Below are 12,518 nucleotides of genomic sequence, written 5' to 3'. Positions count from 1 at the left end.
AGCCGAGAGCCCTGCTCACCGGTCATCACTCCGCAGAACTTGTCGCAGCGGCCGCTCGAGGACGACGACTTCTGCGCACCCGCGCCCGCGGGCGCGGTCAGCGCCGTCGACTCCTCGAAAGTTGCGGTAGTCGCGCCCGGATACCACGACTTCTGCGTACTCGCCGGTGCCGCGTGCGCCCGCGTCGAGTCGGCTCCGCCGCTGACTCAGCAGAAGTCGCGGTGGTCGCGTTCGACTACCGCAACTTCTGCGGAGTGGGGGCCGGCCGCCGGGCGTCAGCCCAGGCGGGAGTGCTCGCCGAGGTGGTGCCAGGTCCGGTTGTGGTACACCAGCGGCGCCGTGGCGTCGGAGTCGTCGGGGACGTGCGCCTCGAGGGCGTGCACGGCGACGATCGTCGACGAGCCGGCCTCCATGCGGTTGATGACGGTGCCGCGGATCCACGCGGACGCGCCGGGGAAGTACGGCTCGCCCGTGGGGAGCCGCGACCAGATCGAGGTGTCGGCGAAGCGGTCGATGCCGCTGGTCGAGCCGAGGCGGGCGAGATCGAGCTGCTCGGCGCCGAGCAGGTGCACGACGAGGGTCTCGGACGCCTGGATGGCCGGCGAGCTCGACGAGGCCGACGACAGCGAGAAGACGAACAGCGGCGGCTCGGCGCTCACCGAGAAGACGGAGGTCGCGGTCAGCGCGACCGGCCCGGTGCCCGGATCGGCGGTGATCAGCGCCACACCCGCGGCGTGGTTGCGGAACGCGAGCTTGAAGTCCGCGGGCGAGAGCCCGGCGAAGGCGGCGTGCGGCCGGCCGTCGGCAGGTGCGGACGCAGCAGGATCGGACGCGGTGGCGAGGTTCTCACGGCTCATCGGAGACTCCAGATCGATCGGGGATGCGGCGCGGAACGGGCCCGTCATCCCGCCGCAGCACGGCCCCTCCAGCCTGTCGCACCGGGCGGAGTCCGTTCGCCTCATTGCGGAGTATGACACCCGCGCCTCCGTCCCCCCCGCCCCCCCCGAAGCCCGCACCGCTCGTCCGATCTGCAGGCGACGCGACGGCGAGAGCCCTCCCACCCGCGCACGGGGGCGGCACAACCCCCGGATCGCCTGCAGATCGAACACCCACCCCCGCGTCCGCTCGAGGCGCAACCCGTGGCACCCCCGCCCGCACGCGCGCAGACTCGACACCATGGCCCACCGCCCCCGCGAATCGAGCACCCGCCCCGAGAACAAGACCTGCGCCTCCTGCGGCCGCGAGATCGAGTGGCGCGCGAAGTGGGCGCGCGACTGGGAGAACGTCCGCTACTGCTCCGACGCCTGCCGCCGTCGCGGCGTCGGCCCGGAGGAGGCGCGCCTCGAGGAGGAGATCCGCACCGTCCTCCTCGCCCGCGCCGCGTCGTCCACCGCGTGCCCGTCCGAGGTCGCCCGCCGCGTCGGGGGAGAGGAGTGGCGGCCGCTGATGGAGCCGGTCCGCCGCGCCGCCCGCCGCCTCGTCGACCGCGGCGAGATCGACATCGTCCAGGGCGGGCAGATCGTCGACCCGTCCCGCGCGAAGGGCCCGATCCGCCTGCGCCGCCGACCCGGGGGACCGCTGTCGCCCGACGGCGGCGCCCGCTAGCCTCGCTGACATGCCCAGCAGCGACGCCGTCGTCCTCACCGTCCCCGGACCGCACGGCGACAGGGAGGTGCGCGTCTCCAGCCCGGGCCGCGTGCTGTTCCCGGAGCCGGGCATCACCAAGCGCGAGGTGGCGGAGTACCTGATCGCGGTCGGCGAGGCCTTCGTCGCCGCCAACGGCGACCGGCCGATCTCGCTGCAGCGCTTCTCCTCCGGCATCGACGGCGACCAGTTCTTCTCGAAGAACCCGCCCAAGGGCGCGCCGGAGTACGTCCGCTCCGTCCCCGTCACCTACCCGAGCGGCCGCGTGCACCCGCAGCTCGTGATCGACGAGCCCGCCGTCGCCGTCTGGGCCGCGCAGATGAACACCCTCGTCTTCCACCCGTGGGCGTCCCGCGCCGAGGACTCCGACCGGCCCGATCAGCTCCGCATCGACCTCGACCCGCAGCCGGGCACCGATGTCGCCGACGCGGTCGTCGCGGCGCACGCGCTCCGCGAGGTGCTGCGCGAGGCGGGCCTGGAGTCGTTCGTGAAGACCTCCGGCAACCGCGGGCTGCACGTGTTCGCGCCGATCGTGGCCGAGCACGAGTTCCTCGACGTGCGGCACGCGGTGATCGCCGCCGGTCGCGAACTCGAGCGGCGGATGCCCGAGCAGGTCACGACGGCGTGGTGGAAGGAGGAGCGCGGCGAGCGGATCTTCGTCGACTTCAACCAGGCCAACCGCGACCGCACGATGGCCGGCGCCTACAGTCCGCGGCCGCTCGCGCACGCTCCGGTCTCCTGCCCGGTGGAGTGGGAGGAGCTCGACGGGATCGATCCGACCGCGTTCACGATCCGCACCGTTCCCGAGCGCCTGAGCACGACCGGCGACCCCTGGGCGCGGATGCACGACGCCCCCGGCACGCTCGACGCGCTGCTCGGCTGGTGGGAGCGCGACCTCTCCGCGGGCCTCGGCGAGCTGCCCTTCCCGCCCGACTTCCCGAAGATGCCGGGCGAGCCGCCCCGCGTCCAGCCCAGCCGCGCGAAGAAGCCGGCGGCGGCGTCCGCGGAGGACGCCGCCGAGTAGCGTCAGCCCAGCACGTCGCCCAGGTCGTACGCCGTCGGCTGCTCCAGCTGCTCGAAGGTGCACGAGCCGGCGTCGCGGTCCGGCCGCCAGCGCTCGAACTGCACGGTGTGCCGGAACCTCGATCCCTCCATCTGGTCGTAGCGCACCTCGAGCACCGTCTCCGGCCGCAGCCGGACGAACGAGGTGTCGCGGCTCCCGGAGAAGCGACTGCGCTCGCCGTCGCCGCGCACCGTCTCGCCGTCCGCGTCCCGCTCCACGACGGCGGCGAGCTCGTCGATCAGCTCGACCCGCCGGGCGTCGGTGAAGGCGGAGGCGCCGCCCACCTGCCGCAGCGTCCCGTCGGTGTCGTACAGGCCGAGCAGCAGCGAGCCGAGCCCGGGCTTCGAGGTGTGCTCGCGGTAGCCGATCGCGATCACGTCGGCCGTGCGGTGGTGCTTGATCTTGAGCATCGTCCGCTTGCCCGGCGCGTAGGGCGCGGCCAGCGGCTTGGCGATCACGCCGTCCAGCCCCGCGCCCTCGAACCGCTCCAGCCAGTCGCGGGCGAGCGCCTCGTCGTCGGCGGTCCGGCCCAGGTGCACCGGCGGAGTCACTCCGTCCAGCAGTGCGGCGAGCGCCTCGCGCCGCGCCGAGTACGGCTCGTCGAGCAGGCTCCGGCCGTCCACGGCGAGCAGGTCGAAGGCGACGAGCATCGCCGGGGTCTCGGCCGCGAGCATCGCGACGCGGCTGGCCGCCGGATGGATGCGCTGCGAGAGCAGCTCCCAGTCGAGCCGCTGCGCGCCGCCGGGCCCGGTCGCCAGCACGATCTCGCCGTCGAGGACGCAGCCGTCGGGCAGCAGCCGGAGGAACGCCTCGACCAGCTCGGGGAAGTAGCGGGTGAGCGGCTTGGAGCCGCGGCTGCCGATCTCGCAGACTCCGCCGGAGACGGAGACGATGGCGCGGAAGCCGTCCCACTTCGGCTCGTAGGAGTAGCCGCCGTCGACCGCGTCCTGCGCGGGCACGGCGGCGACCGCCTTGGCGAGCATCGGGGCGAGGGGGAGGGGGAACGGGAGGTCCATCCTGCGATCATCCTCGCCGCGGCCGCCCCGGCGCACCCCTCCCGCAGAGGCTCCTCCCCAGGGTCGAGCGCGTGACGAACAGATCACAAGCGCCACTCCCGGTACCTTTCGCGCCAGCGGATACGGAAGACTGCGCCTCATGAGCATGTGGGGACAGCACTCCGGAACGCGCGCCAGACCAGACCGATCGGCGCGTCCGCTCCGAAGAGGAGCTGTGACCCTCGAATGTCGGAACGACGCCGGACGGAGCCGCCGCTGATGGCGCGCACCGCCGTCTCGGCCGCCCGGCAGCTGTTCTCGCGCTCGCGGCGCAGCGACTCCCCCGGGGAAGGGGAACCCCCGTACGGAGTCGAACCCGACGTGACCGAGTACCTGCCGGCTCCGGCGCGCGACGAGGAGGCTCCCCGCCGGGACGCCCTCCTCGAGCAGCACGCCCCTCCGGCGCACGCGGATGCCGGGTTCGTCTTCGACGTGCCTGCGCCCGCGATCGGCGAGTACTGCGAACTCGACGCGGATGCTCTCGAATTCCCCCATCCGGGGGTCGCCTCCTTCGTCCCCGATCTCTCGCGCCCGGTCCGCGGCGGAGGATCGCACAGTGCGTTCCGCAGCCCGCCGCCGCCCGCCCCGGCGCCCGCTGCGCCGTCGCCGATGATCGACCTCCCGCGCGACTTCGCGCCCTCCGAGGAGATCGAGGAGTCGCACACCCGCGAGCAGCAGGCCGAGGAGTTCGCGCCGCCGGCCCCGCCGTCGCGCTTCGAGCCGCAGCCCGTCGACGCGCAGGTCTTCGACGCGCCGCCGGCGCCGCCCGTCCTCGCCCCGCCGCTCGCCGAGCAGCCGGTCGAGCCCGCCGCGGAGGAGACCGACGAGACCGAGTGGTCCGGGGCCGAGGAGCCCGCGGACCTCGAGTTCGACGGCACCCGTCTCGCCGCGCCCCGGCCGCCCGCGGCTCCGCCCGCCGACGCGCAGCCGGTCGACGCGCAGTTCTTCGAGCCGCCGACCTCCGCGCCGTCCGCCCTCCAGCCGCCGGACCCCGTCGATGCCGCGCCGCCCGTCGCGCCTCCGCTTCCGCCGGTGCCGCCCGTCGCGCCGCCGCTCCCGCCGGCACCGATCGTCGACGCCGCGCTCCTCCGCGGCTTCGCCCTCGCGCCGACCGACACCGACGGCCCCGCCCTCGCGCCCGTCATCGGCGAGGTCTGTGAGCTCGACACCGAGCACCTCGAGTTCCCGCACCCGAACGCCGCCTCCTTCGTCCCGGTCCAGGGCCGCAGCCGCGGCGCCTTCGGACTGCTCCTGCCCGATCCGGCCCGCCGCTCCGCGCCCGTCGAGCCCGAGCGGTACGACGCGCCCGAGCAGTACGACGAGCCCGAGCAGTACGACGCGCCCGAGCAGTACGACGAGCCCGAGCAGTACGTCGCGCCGCAGCAGTACGTCGAGCCGGACCAGTACGACGCACCGCCGCAGTACGACGCACCCGAGCGGTTCGCGCAGGAACCCGAGCTGCACACCGCCCCGCAGCACCGCACCGAGGACCCCGCCCAGGACCTCTTCGGCGAGCGCTTCCTCGCTCCCGCGCCGTTCCCCGGCCGCAGCGACTCCGACGGCGACACCCGCGACGACGACGACGCCCCCGGCTTCCTCGCGCCGCCCGTGCCCGCCACAGCGCACCAGTGGCACGGCGCTCCCGTCTCCGCGGAGGCCGCGGACGACGAGGGCAGCCCCCGCCCCCGCCGGAAGACCGTCCTGATCGTCGCCGGCATCGGCGCCGCCGTGCTGCTCATCGGCGGCGCGCTCGTCGCCGTCCCGCTGATCACGAACGGCGGCGGAGACGGCGGCAGCGCCACCGGCCCCGTCGCGGCCGCCGCTCCCGGCACCACCGAGGCCGCCGTCGCCTGGGTCGCGGACACGATCGACCCCGCCTCGGTGCTCCTGGTGCAGGACGACCTCGTCGGCGACGTCACCGACGCCGGCTTCCCCGGTGACACCGTCGTGTCGGAGTCGACGCTCTCCGCGGCGGCACCCGACTCGGCCTGGCGCGCGGCCGACTACATCCTCGTCACGCCGAGCCTGCGGGCGAGCGCGACCGGCGAGACCGAGACGGCGCTCGACAACTCGGAGGCCGTCGCGAGCTTCGGCAGCGGCGACACCGCCGTGGAGGTGCGCCGCGTCCTCGACCAGGGCACCGACCAGGCCGCCGCCGCGGCCACCGTCCTGACCGCCGCGCGCGCCTCGGCCGGCGGCCAGCTCGCGGCCAACCCCGCGCTGACCACGACCGACGCCGCCCGCGCCCTGCTCGAGGGGGGCCGCGTCGACTCGCGGCTCCTCCTCCTGCTCGGCCAGCAGCTCGCCTTCACCCCGCTCTCGGTCGCCGACTTCCCCGTCGGCACCAGCGAGGTCGACGGCGTCCGCCACCGGATGATCCTGTCCGGCTACAACGGCGCCGCGCTCCCGGCCGACGCCGCCGCGCTGCAGAGCGCGACCACCTGGCTCGGCAGCCAGTCGGGCGACTTCGTCCCGACCTCCGTCGAGTCGACCCCCGAGGGTCTCCTCGTCACCCTCGACCTCGATGAGCCGACCGGGCTGCTCCCGGGCGCTCAGTAGCACGACCCACCCGAAGGACCCGCCATGAACCCGATCCGCCCCCTCCGTCTCGCGCGCGCCGCGCTCGCCCTCGCCGCGGTGTCCGCGCTCGCCGCCCTCGGCGCCGCGCCCGCCTCGGCGGCCGAGGCGCCGCCGGCCACCGGCTGGGTGCGGGTCGCGCACCTCTCGCCCGACACCAAGTCGGTCGACGTCACCCTGACCGCCCTCGGCGGCGGCGGGGCGAGCTTCGAGCTCGACGGCGTCGCCTACGGCGCGGTCTCGCCCTACTGGACGCTGCAGCCGGGCACCTACGTCGTCGCGATGGTCCCGTCCGACGCCCCCGAGGGCACCGCCCCGGTCATCGAGCAGTCCGTCGACGTCTCGGCCGGCACCCCGCTGACCGTCGCCGCCCTCGGTCGCAATGCCGTGCTGCGCACCACGGTCTTCACCGACGACCTCACCCCGCCCGCCGACGGCCAGGCCCGGGTCCGCGTCGTCCAGGCCTCGACCACCGCGAGCCAGGTGGACGTCGCCACCACGACCGGCACGCTGCTCGCGACCGGAGCCGCCCAGGGCACCGCCACCGGCTACACCAGCGTCCCCGCCGGCCCGTGGAGCCTCGACCTCTCGGCCGGCGCCGTGACCGCGAAGGCCGACCTCGACCTCGCGCCAGGCTCCGTCGCCTCGCTCTTCGTCCTCGACGACGCCTCGAACGGCCTCGTCGTCTCGCCCGTGCTCGACTCGGCCGCCATCGGCGACCTGCCCACGGGCGGCATCCAGACCGGAGGCGGCGCCACCGCCGTGCACGTCGCCTCCACCACGTCCGCCGCAGCGCCGCTCGTCGACGGACTCCTCGGCGTGCTCTCGGTCCTCGGCGTCTTCGCCGCGGTCGCCGGTGCCCTCGCCCTGATCGCGCGCCGCTCCTCGGTCGGCACCGGCCGAGCGAGCTGATGCGCCGCCTCGCCGGAGCGGGAGCCGCCCTCGCGGCGCTCCTGCTCCTGGCCGGCTGCGCCACCGCGGGGGAGGAGGCCGCCCCCGCGGCGACGCCCGCCGCCTCCTCCGCCGCCCCCGCCACCACGGCGCCGGCCACCCCGTCCCCGGGTGACGCGGGCGCGCTGCAGAACCCGGTCGCCGCCGCCGCTCCCGCCCGCTCGGCGGTCACCCCGGTCCGCGTCGTGATCCCCGCGATCGGCGTCGACTCCACCCTCGAGTCGCTGACCCGCGACGACACCGGCTGGATCCAGCCGCCCGTACAGGTCGACGAGGCCGGCTGGTACCGGGACGGCGTCGTCCCCGGCGACGTCGGCCCCTCCGTCATCGCGGGTCACGTGGACTCGCGGATCGGCCCCGGCGTCTTCCTGGACCTCACGGCCCTCGTCCCCGGCGACACGGTCGACGTGATCCTTTCCGACGGCAGCACGCGCACCTTCTCCGTCACCGGCTCCGTCTCGGTGCCCAAGGAGGACTTCCCGACCGAGGACGTCTACGGCCCGAGCCCCACTCCGCAGCTGCGGCTGATCACCTGCGGGGGAGTGTTCGACGACTCCTACGGCCACTACGTCGACAACGTCGTCGTCTCGGCCGACCGCATCGCCTGACGGTCCGCCGTGACGGCGCCCGACTCGGAGGCGGCGCGCCGTTTCGAGGCGTAGCGTCGAGGACTATGAGCACCTCTTGGAAGCGCTGGGTCCCCGCCGCCGCCGTCCCCCTGGTCGTCGTCGCCGCGGCCGTCACCCTGCCCCTGTCCGCGAGCGCGGCCGGGGACCTCCCGGAGAAGTCCGCCGCCGACCTCCTGACCTTCGTCGCCGAGAGCGACACCACCGCCTTCTCGGGCGAGGTCCAGCAGACCTCCGCCCTCGGGCTCCCCGACCTCTCCGCGCTCGGCGGCACCGGCTCCAGCGCGCAGGGCGCGGACGACGCCTCGGCGACGAGCGCGCTGATGGAGCTCGCGACCGGCTCGCACCAGGCCCGCGTCTTCGTCGACGCCGAGCACGGCGCGCGCCTGCAGGTCCTCGACCGCCTCGCCGAGCGCGACGTCGTCGCCACGAAGGCCGACGGCGTCTGGATCTACGACTCCGCCGAGAACTCCGCGACCCACCTGCTGCCGCCCACCGGCGACACCTCCGCTCCGCCGACCGAGGCTCCCGCCGGCGAGATCCCGACCCCGTCCTCGGTCGCCGAGCAGTTGCTCGCCTCGATCGACCCGACCACCACCGTCGCCGTCGGCTCCGACGTCCGCGTCGCCGGCCGTGACGCCTACGAGCTCGTGCTCACCCCGCGCGACAGCAGCACCCTCGTCGGCTCGGTCACCGTCTCGATCGACGGCGAGACCGGCCTGCCCCTCGGCGTGGCCGTCACTCCCGTCGGCGGCACCGCGCCCGCCTTCAGCGTCGCCTACACGAGCATCGACGTCTCGGCGCCCGACGCCGCGATGTTCTCCTTCACGCCGCCCGTCGGCGCGGAGGTCACCGAGAAGGCCGCACCGACGCACGAGCAGGACGCGTCCACCGACGCCACCGACGTCCCGGCCGCGCCCGAGGGCGACTCCGGCGTCACCACCACCGGCACCGGCTGGGGCTCGATCGTCGAGCTGCCGGCCGGCGACGCCGAGCCGCTCGCCCAGCTGGACGCCGTGACCACGGCCGTCGACGGCGGCCGGGTGCTCTCCTCCGCCCTGTTCACGGTCCTCCTCACCGACGACGGACGCGTCCTCGCCGGCGCCGTCCCGGTCGACGCGCTGACCGCCGCCGCCGGTCGGTGACGACCGGAGAGCTCGCGGTCGAGACCCGGGGCCTCACCAAGCGCTTCGGGCGCCAGGAGGCGGTGTCGGGTCTCGACCTCGCCGTCCCGCGCGGCGCCGTCTTCGGCTTCCTCGGGCCCAACGGCTCGGGGAAGACCACGACCATCCGGATGCTCCTCGCCCTGGCCGCGCCGACCGAGGGCGACATCACCGTCCTCGGCACGGCGATGCCGCGCGGCGCCGCCGAGGTGCTGCCGCGGGTCGGCGCGCTCGTCGAGGGGCCCGGCTTCTACCCCTTCCTCTCCGGCCGCGCGAACCTCCGCCGGTTCGACGCCGCCGAGGCCGGCACCTCCGCGCGCAGCCGCGACAGCCGGGCGGAGGAGGCGCTCGCCCGCGTCGGCCTGTCCGCCGCGGCGGGCAAGAAGGTCGGCTCCTACTCGCTCGGGATGAAGCAGCGCCTCGGCATCGCCGTCGCCCTGCTGTCGCCGCGCGACCTGATCGTCCTGGACGAGCCGACCAACGGGCTCGACCCGCAGGGCACCCGCGAGGTCCGCTCGCTCGTGCGCAGCCTCAACGCCGACGGCACGACGGTCCTCGTCTCCAGCCACCTGCTCGCTGAGATCGAGCAGCTCTGCACCCACGCCGCCGTGATGCGCACCGGCCGCCTCGTCGCGCAGGGCGGGCTCGACGAGCTCCGCGGCGACGCGGCCTCCCTCGAGCTGCTGACTCCCGATGTCGTCGACGCCCAGCGCGCCCTCGTCGAGCTGGGGCTCGCACCTCGGCTCGTCCCCGCCGAGCACCCGATCGATCCGCCGCTGGTCGTCGCCGCGATGCCGACGACCGCCGCTCCGGAGTCCGTCGTCGCATCCCTCGTCACCGCGGGCGTCCGCGTGCGCGGCTTCTCCGTCCGCCGCCCCTCGCTCGAGGAGCGCTTCGTCCAGCTCACCGGGGAGGGCTTCGATGTCGAGCGCTGAGACCACCGCCACCACCGCCGCCGCCCCCGCCCGCACCGGGCGCCGCCTCGGCATCGGCTCGCTCCTCGTCTCCGAGCTGGCGCTGCTCTTCCGGCGCCGCCGCACCTGGGCGCTGCTCGCCGCCCTCGCGGCCATCCCGATCCTGCTGGCGGTCGCCGTCCGGCTGTCCGGCGGCGACGGCGGCGGGCCCTCCTTCGTCGGCGCGATCGCCGGCAACGGCCTCTTCACCGGCTTCGCGGCGATCACGGTCGCCGTCCCGCTCTTCCTGCCGCTGACCGTCGGCGTCGTCGCGGGCGACGCGATCGCGGGGGAGGCGTCGCTCGGCACCCTGCGCTACCTGCTGGTCAGTCCGGTCGGCCGGATCCGGCTGCTCGCGGTCAAGTTCGCCGCCGCGATCGCGTTCTGCCTCGCCGCGGCGCTGACCGTGATGGTCGTCGGCATCCTGATCGGCCTGGCGCTCTTCCCGGCCGGCCCGGTCACCCTGCTCTCGGGCACGACCGTCCCGCTCGCGGACGCCGTCGGCCGCGCGCTCGCGATCGCGGTCTACGCGGCGCTCTCGCTGGTCGGCCTCGCGGCGATCGGCCTGTTCATCTCGACGCTCACCGACGTCCCGGTCGGCGCGATGGCCGCCACGGTGGTCGTCTCGATCGCGGCGCAGATCGTCGGCTCGCTCTCGCAGCTCGACGCCCTGCACTCGTTCCTGTTCACCGACCGCTGGTTCGACTTCGCCGATCTGCTGCGCGATCCGATCGCCTGGAGCTCGTTCGGCGAGAACGCGCTCCTGCAGCTCGCCTACGTCGCCGTCTTCGGCTCGCTGGCCATCGCGCGCTTCACCACCCGCGACGTCCTGTCCTGAGCCGGAAGCACCGCCGATACGACGGAGGCCGCCCTCCCCGCAGCAGCGGGAGGGCGGCCTCCGTCGTTCGCGAGGCTGAGCGTCAGCCCTGCGGCGTGATGCCGAAGGTGACGGAGCCGCCCTCGTCCACCTGCGCGTCGAGCACCTTGTCGCCGAGGGCCACGGAGGCGGCGACGTCGAGGAAGACCCGCGCACCGTCCTGCTCCACGACCGCATCGGTGGTCTCCGGGGCCGGCGCGACGGCGACGGCGAAGTTGCGGGCGTCGAGGTCGTCGCCGCTGATGCGGAGTCCGCCCTCGACGGGGGTCTCGGTCTGACCGGTGATGGTCTTGACGACGGTGCTGGCGTTGTCGGTGAGCGTGAGCATCGGGTCGTTCCTTCCGTCCGTGATCGATGAGGGAGCCACGATGCCGAGATCCCCGGCCCGTCTCAACCCGGAGCCGCGGACGTGGAGGGGATGCACACCTCCGCGTCCCTCACCGCAAGCCACGGCAAGGTTTGCCTTGACGCGGAAAGTTGCCGCAAGCTACCGTGGCCGTCACGTGCACCCGCGCTCTCGACGACGAGAAGAGGACGACCCCGATGAGCTTCCCCGCCCGCCGCGTCACCCTCAGCGACGTCGCCGCGGCGACCGGCGTCTCGGTCGGCACCGTCTCGAAGGCGCTGAACAACCGCGGCCAGCTGAGCGGCGACACCCGCGGGCGGATCCTCGCCGCCGCGGCCGAGCTCGGCTTCGCGCTGCCGGCCGCCGCGAGCGGGCCGGCCCCGGAGCAGCGGGTGCTCACCATCGGCCTGGTGACCTCCGACGACATCGGCCGCTTCAGCATCCCGGTGATGTGGGGCCTCGAGGACGCCTTCCCCGCCGAGCAGGCCTCGGTGCTGCTCAGCAACTCCCGCGGCGACCGGGTCCGCGAGCGGCACTGCGTCGAGATCCTCGCAGCCCGCGGCGTCGACGCGATCGTCGTGATGACCAACCTCACCGGCCCGCGCGCGGCGCTGCCCGCGACCAGCGTGCCGATCGTCTACGTGATGGGCTCGTCCGACGACCCGGCCGACATGTCGGTCGTCGTCGACCAGACCCAGGGCATCCTGCTCGCTCTGGAGCACGTCGCCGCGCTCGGCCGCCGCGACATCGCCTACGTCGCCGGGCCCCGCCTCGACTACTCCGCCCGGATCCGCGCCGAGGCGGTCCAGGAGCACGCGCCCTCCTTCGGCCTGCGCCTGGTCGGCGACCGCTCGCTCTACGGCAACTGGACCGAGACCTGGGGCCGCCAGGCCGCGCAGATGCTGCGCCAGCGGGTCGAGCCGGTCGACGCGGTGCTCTGCGGCAGCGACGAGATCGCCCGCGGCGTCGCCGACGGCCTCCGCGAGGCCGGCGTGAGCGTCCCGCACGACGTCGCGATCGTCGGCTTCGACAACTGGGCCGCCGCGGCGATGAACTCCCGTCCCGCGCTCACCACGGTCGACATGAACCTCGAGGAGCTCGGCCGGGCGGCCGGCGCCCGCGCGCTCGAGGCGATCGACGGCCGCGCGCGTGCCGGGATCGAGGCGCACCCCTGCCAGCTGATCGTCCGCGACTCCACCTGATCCGGCGCTCACCAGCGCCGCCCGCACCCGCCCGCACGCGCGCACCGACCGCACGCACGCA

The 12,518-nt window shown here is 74.9% G+C and carries 12 protein-coding genes; 9 read left to right on the top strand and 3 right to left on the bottom strand.

The features are described from left to right. Positions 1 to 275: 275 nt before the first annotated feature. Positions 276 to 857, bottom strand: a complete 582-nt coding sequence (locus tag EDF17_RS12805; RefSeq protein ID WP_123446540.1) for a flavin reductase family protein — start codon at positions 855 to 857, stop codon at positions 276 to 278. Between the two features lie 319 nt (positions 858 to 1,176). Between EDF17_RS12805 and EDF17_RS12800 the strand changes: the two genes are divergently transcribed. Together EDF17_RS12800 and ligD are read left to right on the top strand one after the other, a co-directional pair. Continuing rightward, positions 1,177 to 1,605, top strand: coding sequence for a DUF2256 and DUF3253 domain-containing protein (locus EDF17_RS12800; RefSeq protein WP_123446088.1), 429 nt, complete (start codon positions 1,177 to 1,179; stop codon positions 1,603 to 1,605). A gap of 10 nt (positions 1,606 to 1,615) precedes the next feature. Continuing rightward, on the top strand, positions 1,616 to 2,668 hold the full coding sequence (gene ligD / locus EDF17_RS12795) for a non-homologous end-joining DNA ligase (protein WP_185019966.1): 1,053 nt from the start codon (positions 1,616 to 1,618) through the stop codon (positions 2,666 to 2,668). A 2-nt stretch (positions 2,669 to 2,670) separates the two neighbouring features. Here the strand turns inward: ligD and EDF17_RS12790 are convergent, their stop codons facing one another. Next, entirely contained in the window at positions 2,671 to 3,723 is a 1,053-nt protein-coding gene (locus tag EDF17_RS12790; RefSeq protein WP_123446089.1) for an ATP-dependent DNA ligase, read from the bottom strand. Positions 3,724 to 3,948: 225 nt separating this feature from the next. Here EDF17_RS12790 and EDF17_RS12785 point away from each other — a divergent pair, with 225 nt between their 5' ends. From EDF17_RS12785 to EDF17_RS12760, 6 genes are all read left to right on the top strand, one after another. Further along, entirely contained in the window at positions 3,949 to 6,321 is a 2,373-nt protein-coding gene (locus EDF17_RS12785; protein ID WP_133672051.1) for a hypothetical protein, read from the top strand. Positions 6,322 to 6,345: 24 nt separating this feature from the next. Next, on the top strand, positions 6,346 to 7,251 hold the full coding sequence (locus tag EDF17_RS12780) for a DUF4397 domain-containing protein (protein WP_123446091.1): 906 nt from the start codon (positions 6,346 to 6,348) through the stop codon (positions 7,249 to 7,251). Beyond that, the gene (locus tag EDF17_RS12775) at positions 7,251 to 7,898 is read left to right on the top strand and encodes a class F sortase (RefSeq protein ID WP_123446092.1); all 648 of its coding nucleotides are present in this window, start codon (positions 7,251 to 7,253) and stop codon (positions 7,896 to 7,898) included. Before EDF17_RS12780 ends, EDF17_RS12775 begins: the two co-directional genes overlap by 1 nt. Before the next feature lie 65 nt (positions 7,899 to 7,963). Further along, positions 7,964 to 9,061 (top strand): hypothetical protein, encoded by a 1,098-nt coding sequence (locus tag EDF17_RS12770; protein WP_123446093.1) that lies wholly within the window; start codon positions 7,964 to 7,966, stop codon positions 9,059 to 9,061. Next, positions 9,058 to 10,014 (top strand): ABC transporter ATP-binding protein, encoded by a 957-nt coding sequence (locus tag EDF17_RS12765; protein WP_123446094.1) that lies wholly within the window; start codon positions 9,058 to 9,060, stop codon positions 10,012 to 10,014. Before EDF17_RS12770 ends, EDF17_RS12765 begins: the two co-directional genes overlap by 4 nt. Further along, positions 10,001 to 10,870, top strand: coding sequence for an ABC transporter permease subunit (locus EDF17_RS12760; protein WP_123446095.1), 870 nt, complete (start codon positions 10,001 to 10,003; stop codon positions 10,868 to 10,870). The genes EDF17_RS12765 and EDF17_RS12760 overlap by 14 nt, the downstream gene beginning before the upstream one ends. Before the next feature lie 82 nt (positions 10,871 to 10,952). On the opposite strand, the gene EDF17_RS12755 is transcribed toward EDF17_RS12760, so the two are convergent. Then, positions 10,953 to 11,237, bottom strand: a complete 285-nt coding sequence (locus EDF17_RS12755) for a hypothetical protein (protein ID WP_123446096.1) — start codon at positions 11,235 to 11,237, stop codon at positions 10,953 to 10,955. Between the two features lie 215 nt (positions 11,238 to 11,452). Between EDF17_RS12755 and EDF17_RS12750 the strand changes: the two genes are divergently transcribed. Continuing rightward, a complete protein-coding gene (locus EDF17_RS12750) occupies positions 11,453 to 12,457 on the top strand; it encodes a LacI family DNA-binding transcriptional regulator (RefSeq protein WP_133672049.1) in 1,005 nt (334 codons plus the stop codon). Positions 12,458 to 12,518 lie beyond the last annotated feature (61 nt).

This window comes from Rathayibacter sp. PhB1, assembly GCF_004362935.1.
Lineage (GTDB): Bacteria > Actinomycetota > Actinomycetes > Actinomycetales > Microbacteriaceae > Rathayibacter > Rathayibacter festucae.
This window is presented reverse-complemented; position numbering and strand designations above follow the sequence as displayed.

Bases quoted from the DNA above. Each gene is read 5' to 3' on its own strand.
- EDF17_RS12805 (WP_123446540.1), bottom strand. From the start codon at position 857: ATGAGCCGTGAGAACCTCGCCACCGCGTCCGATCCTGCTGCGTCCGCA.
- EDF17_RS12800 (WP_123446088.1), top strand. From the start codon at position 1,177: ATGGCCCACCGCCCCCGCGAATCGAGCACCCGCCCCGAGAACAAGACC.
- ligD (WP_185019966.1), top strand. From the start codon at position 1,616: ATGCCCAGCAGCGACGCCGTCGTCCTCACCGTCCCCGGACCGCACGGC.
- EDF17_RS12790 (WP_123446089.1), bottom strand. From the start codon at position 3,723: ATGGACCTCCCGTTCCCCCTCCCCCTCGCCCCGATGCTCGCCAAGGCG.
- EDF17_RS12785 (WP_133672051.1), top strand. From the start codon at position 3,949: ATGTCGGAACGACGCCGGACGGAGCCGCCGCTGATGGCGCGCACCGCC.
- EDF17_RS12780 (WP_123446091.1), top strand. From the start codon at position 6,346: ATGAACCCGATCCGCCCCCTCCGTCTCGCGCGCGCCGCGCTCGCCCTC.
- EDF17_RS12775 (WP_123446092.1), top strand. From the start codon at position 7,251: ATGCGCCGCCTCGCCGGAGCGGGAGCCGCCCTCGCGGCGCTCCTGCTC.
- EDF17_RS12770 (WP_123446093.1), top strand. From the start codon at position 7,964: ATGAGCACCTCTTGGAAGCGCTGGGTCCCCGCCGCCGCCGTCCCCCTG.
- EDF17_RS12760 (WP_123446095.1), top strand. From the start codon at position 10,001: ATGTCGAGCGCTGAGACCACCGCCACCACCGCCGCCGCCCCCGCCCGC.
- EDF17_RS12755 (WP_123446096.1), bottom strand. From the start codon at position 11,237: ATGCTCACGCTCACCGACAACGCCAGCACCGTCGTCAAGACCATCACC.
- EDF17_RS12750 (WP_133672049.1), top strand. From the start codon at position 11,453: ATGAGCTTCCCCGCCCGCCGCGTCACCCTCAGCGACGTCGCCGCGGCG.